The organism is Arthrobacter gengyunqii (assembly GCF_023022985.1).
In the GTDB taxonomy this organism is placed as follows: Bacteria; Actinomycetota; Actinomycetes; order Actinomycetales; family Micrococcaceae; genus Arthrobacter_B; species Arthrobacter_B gengyunqii.
Genome location: NZ_CP095461.1, coordinates 3406963 through 3423772, shown reverse-complemented (window position 1 = coordinate 3423772; position 16810 = coordinate 3406963). Strand labels below are relative to the sequence as shown.

The 16810-nt window shown below is 65.6% G+C and carries 13 protein-coding genes; 7 read left to right on the top strand and 6 right to left on the bottom strand.

Going from position 1 to position 16810, the window contains the following annotated elements; all coding sequences use genetic code 11:
- Nucleotides 1–4: 4 nt before the first annotated feature.
- The 5 genes from MUG94_RS15815 to MUG94_RS15795 form a co-directional block, all read right to left on the bottom strand.
- A complete protein-coding gene (locus MUG94_RS15815; protein ID WP_227907097.1) occupies nt 5–1285 on the bottom strand; it encodes an ammonium transporter in 1281 nt (426 codons plus the stop codon).
- 151 nt (nt 1286–1436) lie between these two features.
- Nucleotides 1437–2030: an HdeD family acid-resistance protein gene (locus MUG94_RS15810; RefSeq protein ID WP_104053228.1), complete on the bottom strand. Its 594-nt coding sequence runs from the start codon at nt 2028–2030 to the stop codon at nt 1437–1439.
- A gap of 123 nt (nt 2031–2153) precedes the next feature.
- On the bottom strand, nt 2154–2687 hold the full coding sequence (locus MUG94_RS15805; RefSeq protein ID WP_227890643.1) for a DinB family protein: 534 nt from the start codon (nt 2685–2687) through the stop codon (nt 2154–2156).
- Nucleotides 2688–2705: 18 nt separating this feature from the next.
- On the bottom strand, nt 2706–3530 hold the full coding sequence (locus MUG94_RS15800; protein ID WP_227890642.1) for an SGNH/GDSL hydrolase family protein: 825 nt from the start codon (nt 3528–3530) through the stop codon (nt 2706–2708).
- 26 nt (nt 3531–3556) lie between these two features.
- Nucleotides 3557–4252 carry a phosphoribosyltransferase gene (locus MUG94_RS15795; RefSeq protein ID WP_227907096.1) on the bottom strand — a complete coding sequence of 232 codons (696 nt, stop codon included), beginning with the start codon at nt 4250–4252 and terminating at the stop codon, nt 3557–3559.
- 138 nt (nt 4253–4390) lie between these two features.
- On the opposite strand from MUG94_RS15795, the gene MUG94_RS15790 reads away from it, so the two are divergent.
- The 6 genes from MUG94_RS15790 to MUG94_RS15765 all read left to right on the top strand — a co-directional run bounded on the left by MUG94_RS15790 (nt 4391) and on the right by MUG94_RS15765 (nt 12218).
- The gene (locus MUG94_RS15790) at nt 4391–5152 is read left to right on the top strand and encodes an SDR family NAD(P)-dependent oxidoreductase (RefSeq protein ID WP_227890640.1); all 762 of its coding nucleotides are present in this window, start codon (nt 4391–4393) and stop codon (nt 5150–5152) included.
- Nucleotides 5153–5224: 72 nt separating this feature from the next.
- The gene (locus MUG94_RS15785) at nt 5225–6580 is read left to right on the top strand and encodes an amidohydrolase (protein WP_227907095.1); all 1356 of its coding nucleotides are present in this window, start codon (nt 5225–5227) and stop codon (nt 6578–6580) included.
- Between the two features lie 17 nt (nt 6581–6597).
- Nucleotides 6598–8202 (top strand): AbgT family transporter, encoded by a 1605-nt coding sequence (locus tag MUG94_RS15780; protein ID WP_227890638.1) that lies wholly within the window; start codon nt 6598–6600, stop codon nt 8200–8202.
- A gap of 38 nt (nt 8203–8240) precedes the next feature.
- A complete protein-coding gene (locus tag MUG94_RS15775; RefSeq protein WP_227890637.1) occupies nt 8241–9203 on the top strand; it encodes an ATP-grasp domain-containing protein in 963 nt (320 codons plus the stop codon).
- A gap of 105 nt (nt 9204–9308) precedes the next feature.
- Nucleotides 9309–10997, top strand: a complete 1689-nt coding sequence (locus MUG94_RS15770; RefSeq protein WP_227890636.1) for a long-chain-fatty-acid--CoA ligase — start codon at nt 9309–9311, stop codon at nt 10995–10997.
- Between the two features lie 261 nt (nt 10998–11258).
- Entirely contained in the window at nt 11259–12218 is a 960-nt protein-coding gene (locus MUG94_RS15765; RefSeq protein WP_227890635.1) for a YsnF/AvaK domain-containing protein, read from the top strand.
- A gap of 65 nt (nt 12219–12283) precedes the next feature.
- On the opposite strand, the gene MUG94_RS15760 is transcribed toward MUG94_RS15765, so the two are convergent.
- A complete protein-coding gene (locus MUG94_RS15760; RefSeq protein WP_227890634.1) occupies nt 12284–13183 on the bottom strand; it encodes a LysR family transcriptional regulator in 900 nt (299 codons plus the stop codon).
- A gap of 133 nt (nt 13184–13316) precedes the next feature.
- Here MUG94_RS15760 and MUG94_RS15755 point away from each other — a divergent pair, with 133 nt between their 5' ends.
- Nucleotides 13317–16793: a proline dehydrogenase family protein gene (locus MUG94_RS15755; RefSeq protein WP_227890633.1), complete on the top strand. Its 3477-nt coding sequence runs from the start codon at nt 13317–13319 to the stop codon at nt 16791–16793.
- Nucleotides 16794–16810 lie beyond the last annotated feature (17 nt).

Sequence of the window (16810 nt, the reverse complement as noted above, 5' to 3'; positions counted from 1 at the left end):
AAAGCTACGGCCGGGCGCCCAGCTCCACGGGCTCCTCGTCGTTCAGGTACGCAGATTCGGCATGGGCTGCCATATCGATGCCCTGCAGTTCGCTTTCCTCCGGAATGCGCAGGCCGATGGTCATCGCCAGGACCTTGGCGATGACCCAGGTGACCAGGAAGGAGTAGACGAGCACCGCAGCGGAGGCCAGTGCCTGGATGCCCAGCAGTTCGAGCCCGCCGCCGTAGAACAGGCCGCTGACACCGTTGGGAGCTGCGTCGGTGGCGAAAAGGCCGATCAGCAGGGTGCCGAGCAGGCCGCCCACGGCATGGACGCCGACGACGTCGAGGGAGTCGTCATAGCCGAGCCGGTACTTCCATTCAATGGCCAGGGAGCAGACGAGCCCGGCAATCAGTCCGATGGCCAGGGCGCCCAGCGGGCTGACGGCTCCGCATGCCGGGGTGATGGCCACCAAGGCGGAAATCAAACCCGAGGCGGCACCGAGGGAGGACGAGGTGCCCAGCCGCAGCCGGTCCATCAGCATCCAACCGAGCAGACCGGCGGCGGCTGCCACCGCGGTGTTCAGGAAGACGACGGCGGCGGAATGCCCGGCGCTCAGCGCCGAACCGGCGTTGAATCCGTACCACCCCACCCACAGCAGTCCGGCACCGAGGAGCACCAGGGGTCGGCTGTGCGGTTTGCCGTGGGCATGCGGCCAGCCCTTGCTCCGGCCCAGGACCAGAGCCAGGGCCAGGGCTGCGACGCCGGCGTTCATGTGGACGGCGGTGCCGCCGGCGAAGTCGATGGCACCGAGCTGGTTAGCAATCCAGCCGCCGGTTACGGATCCGTCCTCACTGCTGAAGGCGAACACCCAGTGCGCCACGGGGAAATAGACCAGGGTGGCCCAGAGCCCTGCGAACAGCATCCACGCGCCGAACTTCATCCGGCCGGCGGCGGCGCCTGCCACCAGCGCGGTGGTCACGCAGGCAAACATCAGCTGGAAGGCGGCAAACAATGCCACGGGGATCGAAGAGTCGGGATCCTCGACCAGCAGTTGGGAAAGACCGAAGAATTCCAGCGGATTTCCGAGCAGGCCGGCTCCCGTGAGGGAGTTGCCGAACGCTGCGGAATAGCCGTAAAGCACCCAGAGGACTGCGACAAGGCTGGCCCCGCCGAAGCACATCAGCATCATGTTCAGGATTCGGCGTGAGCCCACCATTCCTCCGTAGAAGAAGGCGATGCCGGGGATCATTAGACAAACCAGGGCGGCGCTGGCGAGCAGCCAGGCGGTGTTTCCAGAGTCCATGGAGATACTCCATTCGGGGGTGGCCGGCCGCGCGGGCCGGAGCGGCGGGTGGAAACCGTGCTCTTCCCAGCGTGGGCGCCCCGTATTACAACCGCGTTTCCGCGCAAGTTATCCCTGTGTTAACAGCTGCTGGATGCTCGCTGAACGTTTCCTAGTAGTTGAGCGGCATGCCGCGGCCGAAGGAAAAGGCACGCACCACTTCCACGATGCCCAGCACCACCAGGGCAACGCCGCCGAAAATCACCAGTGCTGCAAGGGAGCTCACCGGGAGGAACAGGACCACCACGCCGGCAATAATGCTGACGATCCCGTAGATGATGGCGTACCACCGTGATCCGCCGCTCTCCACCTCGGTCAGGGACATGATGCCCTCCACAATCCAGGCGATTCCAATGAACAGGGCGAGGACGGACAGGGAGGCCAGCGGATTACGGATCGCTGCCACTCCGGCGATCAAGAGCAGAAGGCCGATGAGGATGTTCAGGACGCGCAGTCCGCCGAGCAGCGGAGTCACCAGCCCGGTGACCACCCGGACCGCCCCGGCGACGACGAAATACAGGCCAAACAGGACGGCAATCACGTCCAGGGTGGCTCCGGGCCAGAACAGAACCAGCGCACCCAGCACCACTGAGAGGACCCCGGTGACGACCATGCCCGTGCGGATGCCCCGGACCACCTTGCGGGTGAGCTCGCTGACCTCCAGGCTCAACCCACCGAACCCAAAAGTACTTCCTGACATGGACATGTGGAACCTCCCGTAGAGTCGGGCTGGCAGCGCCCCTGTTCCGAAAATTATCCTTCCGGGAATGCCCTGATCTCTAGGGTTGGCCTGCCGCAGAGCCCTCAGAAGGGCCAGACAGCACGCCGGTCAGTCTCCGGTGGATCCGTCCAGCAGTTCGCGCAGGATGTCCAAGTGGCCGCAGTGCCGGCCGGTTTCCTCAATCATGTGCACCAGGACCCACCGCACGTTCTGCCCGTCGGCGTCCCCGTCCCCGTCGCCGCTTTTGCCGCGGCAGCGGTCCTCCAGGTCATAGCGTTCCAGCACCTCGCGGGATTCGCGGCAGGCGGCTTGGTAGTCCTCGATCAGCTCCGCCAGGCTGTCACCATCGTGAACCCTGAATTCCCCGTCCGGGTCAGCGGCGGACCACCTCGTGGGCACGTCCGTCTGCCCGTCGAGCCGGGTGCGGAACCAGTAACGCTCGACGTCGGCCAGATGTTTGATGAGCCCGGACACCGTGGTGAGGGAGGGCAGCAGCCGCTTGGCACCGTCGGCATCGCTGAGTCCGGCAGCCTTCATCACCACGGTGGCCCGGAAGTAATCCACAAAACCGGTCAGCGTCTCCCGTTCACCGGCAGCTTCGGGCGGTTCCGTGCGGGTATCCGGTGGTGTCTGTGCAGTCATCCGCCCAATCTAATTCATTCATCCCGGCTGGCCGGAATCCGTTCCGGTGAGCCGGTAGAGGTGGTCCTGGATGATTCTCGCAACGGCTTCATGCCCGGCCTGGTTCGGATGGTACGGCAGCGGCCCGCCGTCGGTGGGGACGAAGGCGCCCACCGTCCACGGGTCGGCGGAACCGGCGTAGTGGTCCGCGCTTGCCTTGGCCACCCGGACCACGGAACATCCGGTGGCGTTGGCTCCGGCTTCCGTGGCCAGCGCCAGATGTACGGCGAGCGCACGGCAGGCGGCGGCCTGCGCCGGTTTCATGCCGGCCACCCGGATGTGCGGGTCCACCGGCAGCACGGTCAGGTATTCCACGAACAGGACGACGGCGTTGGGGGAGCGCCGCCGGATCAGCTGACCCACGGAGGCCATGGCCGCAGGAAGCAGTGCAAGCTGCCGGTTGAGCACAGCCGGTGCAAGGGCCATGAGCATTTCGAGTGAGGGCAGATGCTTGAGACGGGCCAGCGGGGGCAGGCCTGCTGCCATCAGGGACGCCGCGAAGCCAATGTCATTGCCGCCGATGGTGACGGTGACCAGGTCCGTGTCCGCCGCCAGGGCATCTGCCTGCGGTGCCTGCCCGTACTGGGAGCGCCACAGCACGTCCGCGGTGGTGGCTCCGGAGCTGGTGGCATCAGTGAGGGAAAGCTGCAGCTGGCGCGCCAGCAGGTGAGGGTAATTGACGTCGGTGCGGCCAGCCTCCGGCGGGCTGCCGGGTACCGGGGTGCCCAGCCCGGGTGCTGATGCGAAGGAACTGCCCAAGGCGACGTAGCTTGCCCCGGACCAGTCTCTGGATGCTGGATTCATGGAATGTTCCCCTTCACGGGACGTTTTTACGGGATGTTGAGGAGGCGTTGGACATCGGCGTCGGTAATCTCGTCGAAGTTCTCGTAGGCCTGTCCCACGGAGGACAGGCCAATGGCCTGCCAGGGGATGACGACGTCGTCCGCCAGCGCGACCGCGGTTTCCGCACCCGGCCCGCAGCTCACGGGAGCCGCCGCCACGAGCCTGGCCGGGTTCTGCCGGCCTAGTCCCTGCAGCGCGGCACGCATGGTGGCGCCCGTGGCCAGACCATCGTCCACCACCACCACGGTGCGGCCGGAAACATTCAACGGGTCCCGCCGCATGCGGTAAAGCTTGTCGCGGCGGATCAGCTCGAGCTGCGCGATGGCGGCGGCGGCTTCGAAGGCCTGTTCCGCGGAGCCGGGACCGTCGCTGGAGGAGGTGCCGGAATGCAGGGAGCTCTGCCAGTCTGCAAGAACGGCCTCGTTTTGCACGGTGGTGACTGTCCCGGCCACCCATGCCAGTGCTCCGGCGGCCAGCTCGGGCTGCCCGGGGAGACCCACTTTCTGCACCGCGACAACATCCAGCGGCGCGTGGAGCAGCTTGGCGACTTCGGCAGCCACGGGCACGCCGCCGCGCGGCAGTCCCAACACCACCAGGTTTGGCGCGCCGAGGTAGGGAGCGAGCGCTACGCCCAGCTGGACTCCGGCGTCCTGCCTGTCCCGATATCGGCTAAATGGTGCCATGGCTCCTCCTTGCAGGGGCCGGTTTCTTGACACGGTAGGGTGCCGCCGGCACGGCTGGCAAGGCACCGGCAGTGATCCCGTGCGGCGGATTGCGAAAGGTTGCCGGGCATAGCAGGGTGGGCGTGGAAAGGTGGACCCATGACTCCCACAGCTTTGATTACCGGCGCCACGTCCGGCATTGGTGCCGAATTTGCCCGTCAGCTCGCGAACCGCGGCTACAACCTGGTCCTCACCGCCCGGAACGAGGAACGGTTGAAGGACTCAGCGGCCCTCCTGGCCCGCGAATACTCCGTGCAGACCGAATACATTGCAGCGGACCTGTCCGAGCCCGACGGCGTCGAGTTGGTGAGCCGCCGGCTGGAGAACCCGGACATCGCCATGCTCGTGAACAACGCGGGCTACGGGTTGAAGAACAGCTTCGAACGCAATGAGCTGTCTGCCGAAATGGACCATTTGAATGTGCTGGTGGCCGCGCCGCTGCAGTTGAGCCACACCGCCCTGAACACAATGCTTTCGAAGATGGAAGAACCGCGGGGACACATCATCAACGTTGCCTCGGTGGCAGGGTTCATTCCCCGTGGCACCTACAGTGCCGCCAAGTCCTGGGTCATCACCTTCAGCCGCTGGGCGAACATCAACTACGGCGGGCGCGGCGTGCACGTCACGGCACTGTGTCCCGGGTTTGTGCACACGGAATTCCACCAGCGCATGGACATGGACAAGACCGTCTACCCGGGCTGGATGTGGCTCGATGCCGAGCGCGTGGTCCGCGAAGGACTTGCAGATGCCTTTGCCGGCAAGGGGATTTCCATTCCCAGCAAGCGGTACAAGGTCCTGGCGTGGTTCGGCGCCCGCGGTCCGCAGGCCCTTGTAGCGCGAATCGCCGGCCGCGGCCGGTAGCCGGCCTCCGCCGCGGAACACGGCGTCATTCAACTTGGCCCCTTCCGGGGCCCGCCTCTACGGTGGGTGGCTATGACGAGCGCCGCAACCCCCAGTCCCGCTTACCTCAACCAGCTCGACGCCGAAACCGGGCGCCGCATGGAAACGGCGCAGGCTTCTGTGTCGCCTTTTGCCGGAGCTTCCGCCGAGCTTTCCGCGGCGGTTGAAGCGCAGGTGGATGCGCTGGCTGCGGACCTCAACGACGTTGTCCACACGCTGCACGGGGATCCGGAAACGGCCTATGAGGAGCACCGAAGCGCAGCGTTCCTCGTGGACCTGCTGCGCCGCCACGGCATCAAGGCGGAGCTTGGTGCCCACGGGCTGCCCACCGCCATCCGGGCCGAAATCGGCGCAGCCGCCGCGGGCGAAGTTGCAGGAGCGGACCGCGAACCCGCCATCGCCATCCTCAGTGAATATGATGCCCTGCCCGAAGTGGGTCATGCCTGCGGGCACAACGTCATCGCGGCCACCGGAGCCGGAGCGTTCATTGCGCTGGCGAAAACGCTCGAGGAGAACCCTGACGCCTTCCCCGGCCGCGTCGTTTTTCTGGGCACACCGGCCGAAGAGGGACATTCCGGCAAGGAAGTCATGGCGCGCAACGGCGCCTTCGATGACGTGGATGCAGCGATCATGGTGCACCCCTATGCCATGGACCTGGCCGAGCAGGTCTGGCTGGGCCGACGGCTGCTGACCGTGACCTTCTCCGGCGTCGCCGCGCATGCCTCCGCCCAGCCGTTCATGGGCCGCAACGCCCTGGACGCCGCGACGCTGGCCTACAGCGCCATTGGCCTGCTCCGACAGCAGCTGCCGCCCGTGGACAGGGTCCACGCCATCATCACCGAGGGCGGGCAGCGACCGAGCGTGATCCCTGAGAAGGCCGTTATGAAACTCTATGCGCGTTCCAAGTATCCGGAAACGCTCAAGGACCTCAGCGCCAGGCTGGAAGATGTTGCCCGCGGCGCCGCCCTCATGACCGGCACCGGCGTCACCATCGACTGGGATGAACACCCGCCGTCGCTGCCCGTCCGCACGAACTCCGCGTTGACCGGGCGGTGGGTTCACGCACAGCAGCGACGCGGGCGCAGCCCCCTGCCCGCCGGCGTAGTTTCCGAAACCATCGCCGCCTCCACGGACTTCGGCAACGTCAGCTACCGGATCCCCGGCATCCATCCGCTGATTGGCATTGCGCCGGCGGACGTTGCCCTGCATACCCGGGCTTTCGCCGATGCAGCAGCGTCACCCGCCGCCGAATCCGGGGCACTCGACGGCGCGGCGGGCCTGGCCCTGACCGCCCTGGACTACCTCTGCGACCCGGAACTGCGCGCCGCCGCCGCCCGGGAGTTCGCTGCCGCCGGCGGGCCCGTTGACGTTGCCCGCTACTTCGACTGACGAGAAACGAGACCGGCATGACCAGCACCCCCTCAGCCTCCGTCAAAACCCGCGGCAGTCTTCCCGACCGCCTTTTGGGCGGCATTGAACGCGTCGGCAACAAACTGCCGGATCCGTTCATGCTCTTCTTGATCCTTTTCCTCATCGTGGCTGTGGCTTCCACTGCCATGGCCTGGGCGAACGTAGTGGTGACCGTCCCCGGGGCAACCGAGGCAACGGTCATCAAGGGCTTCTTCACCGCGGAGGGACTGAGCTGGTTCACCACCACCCTGGGCGCGAATTATCTGGGCTTTCCTCCGCTGGCGACGGTGCTGCCGATCCTGCTGGCCGTGGGCGTGGCCGAGAAGTCCGGGCTGCTCTCGGCACTGATCCGCAAGGCCTTCGGCTCCGCACCCCGGTGGGCGCTCCCATACGCCGTTGGCTTCGTGGGGGTCCTCGGGTCGATCATGTCCGATGCCGCCTTCGTGGTCATACCCCCGCTGGCAGCGCTGGTCTTCAAGGCGGCGGGGCGTCATCCGGTGGCCGGGCTGCTGGGCGGTTTCGCTGCGGCCGGGGCCGGTTATTCCACCTCGATGCTGGTGACCAGCCTCGACGCTCTGTTCTCCGGAATTACGACGGCGGTCACCGAGACACTGCCGAATCCCGGTTCGCCGGTCAACCCGCTGTCGAACTACTTCTTCAACTTTGCGTCCTCGATCGTGCTCATCCTGCTGGCCGGGTTCATTATCGACAAGATCCTGGAACCCCGGCTGCGCCGGCAGGGTGTTCCCACCGAGGAAACTGCCTCCGAGGACGATTCCGTGCCGGGTGCGCTGCCCTCCGGTGCGCTGCCTCCCTCCATGTCGTCCACCCTCACCGCGGTTGAACGCCGGGGCGTGCTTTGGGCAGCCGCGGCCGGCGCCGTCGTCGCCGCCGTCATCCTCACGGGAGCTTTGCTGCCGGATTCGCCGTGGCGGAACGAGGACGGCGGTTACCTGCCCAAGTCTCCGCTGCTGAGCTCCATCGTCTTCATTGTTTTCATCATGTTCACCGTGCCCGGGCTGGTCTACGGAAAGATCACCGGCACCATCGCCTCCGGCAAGGATGTTCCCCGGGTCATGGGGGCCTCGATCAAGGACATGAGCGGCTTCCTGGTGCTGGCGTTCATCCTGGGCCAGTTCATTGCCCTGTTCAACTGGTCGGGAATCGGCAACTGGCTGGCCGTCGCCGGAGCTTCGGGCCTGGAATCCATCGGTCTGACCGGCTACCCGGCCATCATCGGCTTCATCCTCCTGGCGTCACTGCTGAACCTGTTCATCATTTCCGGTTCGGCCATGTGGACCCTGATGGCGTCGGTGTTCGTGCCGATGTTCGCCCTGCTCGGCTTCGAACCGGCCTTCATCCAGGGCGCCTTCCGGGTGGGGGACTCGGCCACGCAGATCCTGACCCCGCTGAACCCGTACATGATTGTGCTGCTGACCATGCTCCGCAAATATGAACCGCAGGCCGGGCTGGGGACGGTAATTGCACGGATGCTGCCCTTTACCGTGCTCTTCTGGCTCGCCTGGGTGGGTGTGCTGACCGTGTTCTTTGTCTTCGGCCTGCCCATGGGCCCCGGCAATGGAATATACATCGACGGCTAAGCGCTGGATTCCAGTAACCACATCGAAAGGCAACGCGCATGAGTTCGACCGGCCCCAAGATCTACGCCCTGCATGAGAACCCCGAATGGTTTCCGCCGTTCGCCCGCGCTTTCGAAGCCGAAGGGCTGGAAGTGGAGGAATGGCTGCTGACCGACGGCGTCCTGGATTTGGACTCGGTGCCGCCGGAGGGAATCTTCTGGTCCCGGATCAGCGCCTCATCCCACACCCGGGACCACGCGCTGTCCAAGGACTATGCCCGGGCGGTGTTGTCCTGGCTGGAAGCCCACGGCCGGCGGACCGTCAACGGACGCCGGATCCTGGAACTGGAAATGAGCAAGGTGGACCAGCTCACCGCCCTGCGCGCCGCCGGAATCGATACGCCGCGCACGGTGGCCGCCGTCGGCCGGAACTCCATTTTGGCTGCTGCCAAGGAATTTCCGACGCCCTTCATCATCAAGCACAACCAGGGCGGCAAGGGTTTGGGGGTCCGCAAATTCGAGTCCCACGGCGAGCTTGCCGACTATGTGGCGGGGAACGACTTCGAGGAGCCTGCTGACGGAATCACGCTCGTCCAAGAATTCATTGCCGCAGCCGAGCCGTTCATCACCCGCGTGGAGATTGTCGGCGGTGAGTTCATCTACGCCATCAGGGCAGACACCGCCCGCGGCGGATTCCAGCTCTGCCCCGCGGACGCCTGCGCCATTGACCCGTCCACCGGCAAGCCGATCATGCCGCCCGGCGCCACCATCGCCCCGGATGAAGACACCCAGCTCTTCAGCCTGCTGGAGGATTTCGACCATCCGATCATCGGCAAGTACCTTGAGTTCGCGAAGCGCAACGGCCTGGAGATCTGCGGAATCGAATTCATGGAAACGGCAGACGGCCGCATCCTCACCTACGACGTGAACACCAACACCAACTACAACGCCGTGGTCGAAGCCGCCGCTCCGCGCTCGGCGCCCAAAGCGCTCGCTCGGTATCTTAGGGGGCTTGGCGACTGAGGAGCGGCAGCTTCCTTCCCGGCGAGTGGCTTTCGACAAGAAATTTATCCTCCGGAGCAGCCCGTCGATATAGTCAGAATTATCGAAACCGAAGGAGCTCCTCGAATGACCGCTGCCCAGGAACCACTGTGGGTCAAGAACTATCAGCCCGGCGTTCCGGCAACTATTGAGCTGCCCACCGAGTCACTGACGGACATGGTGGAGGACGCCGTCGCCCGCTACGGGCCGAAGGTGGCGCTCGAATTCTTCGGTGCCGAAACCACCTACACCGAGTTGGGCGACCAGATCAACCGGGCGGCCGAAGGACTCCGAAAGCTGGGCGTGCGCCGCGGACACCGCGTGGCAATTGTGCTTCCGAACTGCCCCCAGTACCTCATCGCGTTCTACGCCGTGCTGCGCCTGGGCGCCGTCGTCGTCGGGCACAACCCGCTGTACACCGAGCGCGAGCTGCGCCACCAGTTCGAAAACCACGGCGCGCAGGTGGCCATTATCTGGGACAAGGCCGCGGAGAAAATCCAGGACTTCCCCGACGACATCGCCGTGAAAACCGTCATCGCCGTGGACATCACCAAGGCGATGCCGCGGCTGAAGCGCATTGGCTTGCGGTTGCCGCTGCCCTCGATCCGCCGCACCAGGGCCGGCCTGACAACCAAGACCGAGAACACCATGTCCTGGGAAAAGCTGCTCAGCTCCGCTCCGATCGACAGTGCCCATCCCCGCCCGTCGGTGCGGGACCTGGCCGCCCTGCAGTACACCTCGGGCACCACGGGAATCCCCAAGGGCGTCATGCTCACCCACTTCAACCTGCGCTCCAACGCGCTGCAGGGGCAGGCCTGGATGCACGGTGCGCAGGAGGGCAAGGAAGTCATTTACGGCGTGCTGCCGATGTTCCATGCCTTCGGCCTGACCCTGTACCTGACCTTCTCCGTCCTGACCGGGTCACGGCTGGTGCTTTTCCCCAAGTTTGACGTGGATCTGGTGCTGGACGCCGCCAAGAAATCCAAGCCCACCGTCTTCTGCGCCGTCCCGCCGATCTATGAGAGGACGGCGCTGGAATCCAAGAAGAGGGGCATTGACCTCTCCACCATCCGCTTCGCCATTTCCGGCGCAATGACCCTGCCGGCCACCACCGTGAAGCTCTGGGAAGAGGTTTCCGGCGGTCTGCTGGTGGAGGGCTACGGCCTCACCGAATCTTCGCCGGTGGCCCTGGGCAATCCGTTCGCCGAAACCCGCCGCAACGGCACCATCGGTGTTCCGTTCCCCAGCACGGAAATGCGCGTTGTCGATCCGGAACAGCCCTCCTCCGAGGTGCCGCACGGCGTGCCGGGTGAACTGCTGATCCGCGGCCCGCAGGTCTTCGCGGGCTACTGGAACAACACCGAGGACACAGAACAGGTGCTGCTCGACGGCGGCTGGCTGCGGACCGGCGACATTGTCACCGTGGATGACGACGGTTTTGTGAAGGTGGTGGACCGCCGCAAGGAACTGATCATCACCGGCGGCTTCAACGTTTCTCCCACCGAGGTGGAGGAAGTACTGCGCAGCAACCAGGCCATCGCCGACGTCGCAGTGGTGGGCCTGCCCCGGCCCGACGGCGGCGAGCAGGTGGTCGCGGCCGTTGTCCTGACGGAGGGCGCGGAATTGGATGAAGCGGCCCTGCGGGCTTGGTGCCGCGAGCGGCTCACCCCCTACAAGGTTCCCCGCCGCATCGTGGCGATTGAAGAGCTGCCCAAGTCGCTGCTGGGCAAGGTCCTGCGCCGCCAGGTGCGCGAACTGCTGACGGACTCGAAGTAGGCTTCCTTCCGAACTACCTATTGACGCTCCGATGCCGTTGGGTTGAAATGGTAAGCAGGCTTGGGATTCCAGGCCGGCTTAGCATCGCAGCCGCCCAACAGGGCCCTAACAAGGTCATCCGGAGTTTGGCACGGTATCCGTCGAAGGCCGAACGGCGTCTGGTCGTTTCCCGTCGTTCCTCTCGATGATTTGCTGGCACGCTCCGGCCAAACGTGGACCAGACCGTACAACGGTCATGGTTCACAGCTGAAGGAGAACAGTATGATCAGCAACCAGCAAGTTGAAGGTCTCATGGCAGGGTCCGGCAACGTTTTGGGGCCCAACGGGGACAAAATCGGTGCCGTTGGAACGTTCTATTTGGATGACCAGACCAATGAACCCGCGTGGGTCACGGTCAATACGGGACTCCTCGGAACAAACGAGTCCTTTGTTCCGCTGAGCGAAGCGACGGTGGAGGGCGTGGACGTTATGGTCCCGTACTCCAAGGATGAAGTGAAGAACTCCCCGCAGGTCGAATCCGACGGGTCCATCACCCCCGAAGAGGAGGTGACCCTCTATCGGTACTACGGATTTACCTACGACGACGACGGCGGTGACGACGTCACCACCATGGATTCGGGAACCATGACCGATTCCGGCGTTGGCACGGGGACCGGGAACAGGTCGGGCCTTGTCGATGACAGTGACATCACGCGCTCGGGCAGGTCCTCGGGCGGGACCGTGGGTCACGATGCCTCTGGCCCCACCACTGATGACGCCATGACCCGCTCGGAAGAGCGGCTTGACGTGGGCACCCGGTCGCGTGAGGCCGGCAAGGCGCGCCTGCGGAAGTACATCGTCACGGAGACCGTCACCACCGAGGTTCCGGTCAGCCATGAAGAGGTCCGGATTGAGACGGAGCCGATCACGGATGCCAACGCCGACTCCGCCATGGCCGGAGCGGACCTCAGCGAGGAAGAGCATGAAGTGACGCTCCACGCCGAGGAACCGGTCGTCAGCAAGAAGACGGTGCCGGTGGAACGTGTCCGGATGGACACGGAAACCGTCACTGGCACGGAAAGTGTGTCGGAGGAAGTCCGCAAGGAGCAGATCGAAACTGAGACGGACGGCGGTATTCGCCGAAGCTCCGGCACGGATTCCCGCGGCGGTTCCGGGCACTCCGGCGGCACGTCGGGGGACAGCGGCTCCAGCGGCAGCTCGGGAAGCGGCAGCGGAAGGTAGCTCGAAGCGTTTGAAGGCGGGGTCCCGGCAGTTGCCGGGACCCCGCACGGCGTTGAAGGGCTCCCTTAGGCTGCCGCCACCTGCATGGCGGTCCGCTCAAGCACCTCCCGGCAGGCCAGGACAGCCGGCCGGTTGGCACCGGCACGCCGCACCGACGTGAAGATGCTTCGGCGAGGCTTGCCTTCCAGCTCCAGCAGCTGAACGCTGGGAACGCGGCCGGTCCACACCAGATCGGGCATCAGGGCCACGGCGTTTCCGGACGCGATCAGCCGGATTTGCGCCTGCAGATCAGCTGTTTCAAAACGGACATCCGGTTCGAATCCGGCACGCCGGCAAATCTGTTCCGCCCAGTGTCGGGAGGCGGCGCCCCGCGGCTCCATCACCCACGGCAGGTCAGCGGTGTCCGCCAGCGACGCAACCGGAGGAAGGCCCTCGTGCGGCACGGCGAGGCGGATGGCATCGGAGGTGAGGTGCACCCGGTCCAGTTCGGCATGCCGGACGGCGGCATGGCCGGGATACTGCTCGGCAATCACCAGGTCGAAGTCCCGTGCCCACGTTTCATAGAGGGCCGTTTCGGGCTCCCGCTGGACCATTTCCACCCGCAGTTCGGGGTGCTCGCGGCGCAGGATGCGCAGGGCATCGGGCAGGAGCGCCAAGGCGGCCGATTGGAACACCGCTATCCGGATTGACCCGGTCACTGAGGTGAGCGACGAAGCCAGGTCCGCTTCGGCCCGTTCCAGCGACTCAAGGATGTCGGAGGCGTGCGTCACCAGGATCTCCGCCTGCGGGGTCAGCTGTACGCCGCGCCCGGTTTTCCGCAGCAGTTCCACCCCCACGGACTTCTCCAGCTGGCCCAGCTGCTGCGACACAGCGGACGGGCTGAGGCCCAGTGCTTCGGCCACTGCGGCCAGGGTTCCGCGGACTTTCACCTCCCGAAGAAGGATCATTCGGCGAACGTCGAGCACGGTGACTTCCTCCTTCTGGATTCGTTAGTAAATCTAACCTATATCGGTAAGAAAACCCACCTTTGCCTAACGGGAAATAGTGCGGATACTTAGAGGAATACCTATCAGTTGCACGTTGAAATGAGCTGCCCGCATGAGCAACACCGTCACCGAAACCACCGCGGGATCGGACACCCCCCAGGCCCTGGCGGAAGAAGCCGTGGCCCTGGTCCGCCGCTGGCTCGCCGAAGCTGCAACCGTCCCGGTGGACGTCTCGGCCGCACAGCTTGCCGGTGTGCTGAAGGACCCGGCCGGACTGGACTTCACCGTGGGATTTGTCGACGGTGTCATCCGTCCCGAAGACCTGCGCGTGGCCGGCCGCAACCTTGCCGCCCTGGCCCCCGGGGTGCCCGGCTTCCTGCCCTGGTACATGCGCTCAGCCGTACGCCTTGGCGGAGTGATGGCGCCAGTGCTGCCGCAGGTTGTCATCCCCGTGGCCCGCAGGGTGCTGCGCCGCATGGTCGGCCACCTGATCGTGGACGCCACCGACGCACGCCTCGGCAAGGCGATTGCCGGCATCCGCAAGGACAGCGTCCGGCTCAACATGAACCTCCTGGGCGAAGCCGTGCTCGGCGAACGCGAAGCCGCCCGCCGCCTCGAAGGCACCCACGAGCTCCTGTCGCGCGACGACGTCGACTACGTCTCCATCAAGGTGTCCTCCACCGTTTCCCCGCACTCGCACTGGGCCTTCGATGAGGCCGTGGACCACGTGGTGGAAAGCCTCACCCCGCTCTACCGCCGGGCCGCTTCCTCAGCCCAGAAGAAGTTCATCAACCTGGACATGGAGGAATACAAGGACCTGGAGATGACCATGGCGGTCTTCACCAAGCTCCTGTCCATGCCGGAGTTCCTGGATCTGGAAGCCGGCATTGTGCTGCAGGCCTACCTCCCCGACGCCCTCTCCGCCATGATGCGGCTGCAGGAGTTCGCAGCAGCCCGCCGGGCCAACGGCGGCGCTCCCATCAAGGTCCGCGTCGTCAAGGGCGCCAACCTGCCCATGGAACAGGTGGAATCCTCCCTCCACGACTGGCCGCTGGCCACCTGCGGCACCAAGGCGGAAACGGACACCAACTACAAGCGCGTCATCAACTACGCCCTGCAGCCCGAGCGCGTCGCCAACGTGCGCATCGGCGTTGCCGGCCACAACCTGTTCGACGTCGCGTTCGCCTGGCTGCTGGCCAAGCAGCGCGGCGTGACCGAAGGCATCGACTTCGAGATGCTGCTGGGCATGGCCACCGGCCAGGCCGAGGTGGTCAAGCGCGACGTCGGATCGCTTCTCTTGTACACGCCGGTGGTGCACCCGGCGGAGTTCGACGTCGCCATCGCTTACCTGATCCGCCGTCTCGAAGAGGGCGCCAGCTCCGAGAACTTCATGTCGGCCGTCTTCGAGCTCAGCGAGAACGAGGCCCTCTTTGAACGCGAAAAGCTGCGGTTCCTGACGTCCCTGGCGGATTTGGATGACCGGGTTCCCGTGCCGAACCGCACGCAGGACCGCAGCAAGCCCCGTCCGGCAGTGTCCGGCGGCGCAGATGCGGCGAACCAGGACTTCATCAACACCCCGGACACCGATCCGTCGCTGCCCGCCAATCAGGCCTGGGGCCGCTCCATCCTGACCCGCGTCGAGGATTCCCCCCTCGGCAAGGCGGCCGTGGCCGATGCACAGGTGGCCAACGAAGAGGCGCTTTCCGCCGTCATCGAAACCGCGGTCTCGGCCAGCGAAAGCTGGGCTGCCCTCAGCGGCGCCGACCGTGCCGAGATCCTGCACCGCGCCGGTGCCGTCCTCGAGGACCACCGCGCGGACCTGATGGAAGTCATGGCCAGTGAAACCGGCAAGACCCTGGACCAGTCGGATCCCGAAGTTTCGGAAGCCATCGACTTTGCGCACTACTACGCCGAGCGTGCCAAGGATCTGGAGAATGTCGACGGCGCCCGCTTCATCCCGGCGCGGCTCACCGTTGTCACCCCGCCGTGGAACTTCCCGGTGGCCATTCCGGCCGGATCCACCCTGGCTGCCCTGGCCGCCGGTTCCTCCGTGATCATCAAGCCCGCCCGCCAGTCCGCGCGCAGCGGCGCCGTCATGGTGGAGGCGCTCTGGGAAGCCGGCGTTCCCCGCGACGTCCTGCAGATGGTGCAGCTGGGCGAGCGTGAACTCGGGCGCCAGCTCATCTCGGATCCGTTCGTTGACCGGGTTATCCTCACCGGCGGCTACGAAACCGCCGAACTGTTCCGCTCCTTCCGCGAGGATCTGCCCCTGCTGGCGGAAACCTCGGGCAAGAACGCCATCATCGTCACGCCCAGCGCCGACTTTGACCTGGCCGCCCGCGACGTGGTCTCCTCGGCCTTCGGCCACGCCGGTCAGAAGTGCTCGGCGGCTTCCCTGGTGATCCTGGTGGGCTCGGTGGCCAAGTCCCCGCGCTTCCGCAACCAATTGGTGGACGCCGTCCAGTCACTCAAGGTGGGCTACCCCGTGGACGCCGTGACGCAGATGGGCCCGATTATTGAACCTGCCGAAGGCAAGCTGCTGCGCGGACTGACCGTGCTCGGCGAAGGCGAGTCCTGGCTGATTGAACCGAAGCAGCTCGATGACTCAGGCCGGCTCTGGAGCCCCGGCGTGCGCACCGGTGTCCGTCCCGGTTCCGAATACCACCTCACCGAGTACTTCGGTCCCATCCTCGGTGTCATGACCGCAGACACCCTCGAAGAGGCCATCGCCCTGCAGAACCAGATCGACTACGGGCTGACCTCCGGCCTGCATTCACTGGATCCGGCGGAAATGGATCTCTGGCTGGAGAACATCTCCGCGGGCAACCTCTACATCAACCGCGGCATCACCGGCGCCATCGTCCAGCGCCAGCCCTTCGGCGGCTGGAAGAAGTCCGCAGTGGGCGCCGGAACCAAGGCCGGCGGCCCCAACTACCTCATGGGTCTGGGGCAGTGGGAGCCCGCGCAGGCCTCCGGCACCGGAGCCCCGGTCCGGCACCAGGGCGCCGCAAAGCTTCTGGCCGCGGCTTCTTCTTCCAGCTTCGCTGCTGACACCGACTTCCTGCAGCGTGCGCTGAGCAGCGACGCCGCGGCGTGGGCCGAGGAATTCGGCACTGCCAAGGACGTGTCAGCACTGAGCGCGGAACGCAACGTGTTCCGCTACCGGCCCCTGCCGGTCACCATTCGGCTGTCCGAAAACGAGCCCCTCGACGCCTTGGTGCGCGTAGCCGCTGCCGGTCTGCTGGCCGGATCTGCGCTTCGGGTCTCCACCGGCGTCGAACTGCCGCTGGTGCTGCGGACCGTCCTGACGGAACAGGGAATCCCCGTAGCGGAAGAGAACGACGCCGAATGGCTGGCTTCCGCTGCGGCCTTTGACCCTGCAGCACACGGGACCCGCATCCGGTTGATCGGTTCCGGCGCCTCGGCGCTGGCCACCGCCCTGGGCGGCCGGCCGGATGTGGCCGTCTACGCGAATCCGGTAACCGAGGCCGGACGCGTTGAACTCCTGCCGTTCCTGCATGAGCAGGCCGTGAGCATCACCGCGCACCGCTTTGGAACGCCGAACCACCTGTCGGATGCCTTGATCTAGTTCGAACCAACAGCAAC

Bases quoted from the DNA above. Each gene is read 5' to 3' on its own strand.
- MUG94_RS15815 (WP_227907097.1), bottom strand. From the start codon at position 1,285: ATGGACTCTGGAAACACCGCCTGGCTGCTCGCCAGCGCCGCCCTGGTT.
- MUG94_RS15810 (WP_104053228.1), bottom strand. From the start codon at position 2,030: ATGTCCATGTCAGGAAGTACTTTTGGGTTCGGTGGGTTGAGCCTGGAG.
- MUG94_RS15805 (WP_227890643.1), bottom strand. From the start codon at position 2,687: ATGACTGCACAGACACCACCGGATACCCGCACGGAACCGCCCGAAGCT.
- MUG94_RS15800 (WP_227890642.1), bottom strand. From the start codon at position 3,530: ATGAATCCAGCATCCAGAGACTGGTCCGGGGCAAGCTACGTCGCCTTG.
- MUG94_RS15795 (WP_227907096.1), bottom strand. From the start codon at position 4,252: ATGGCACCATTTAGCCGATATCGGGACAGGCAGGACGCCGGAGTCCAG.
- MUG94_RS15790 (WP_227890640.1), top strand. From the start codon at position 4,391: ATGACTCCCACAGCTTTGATTACCGGCGCCACGTCCGGCATTGGTGCC.
- MUG94_RS15785 (WP_227907095.1), top strand. From the start codon at position 5,225: ATGACGAGCGCCGCAACCCCCAGTCCCGCTTACCTCAACCAGCTCGAC.
- MUG94_RS15780 (WP_227890638.1), top strand. From the start codon at position 6,598: ATGACCAGCACCCCCTCAGCCTCCGTCAAAACCCGCGGCAGTCTTCCC.
- MUG94_RS15775 (WP_227890637.1), top strand. From the start codon at position 8,241: ATGAGTTCGACCGGCCCCAAGATCTACGCCCTGCATGAGAACCCCGAA.
- MUG94_RS15770 (WP_227890636.1), top strand. From the start codon at position 9,309: ATGACCGCTGCCCAGGAACCACTGTGGGTCAAGAACTATCAGCCCGGC.
- MUG94_RS15765 (WP_227890635.1), top strand. From the start codon at position 11,259: ATGATCAGCAACCAGCAAGTTGAAGGTCTCATGGCAGGGTCCGGCAAC.
- MUG94_RS15755 (WP_227890633.1), top strand. From the start codon at position 13,317: ATGAGCAACACCGTCACCGAAACCACCGCGGGATCGGACACCCCCCAG.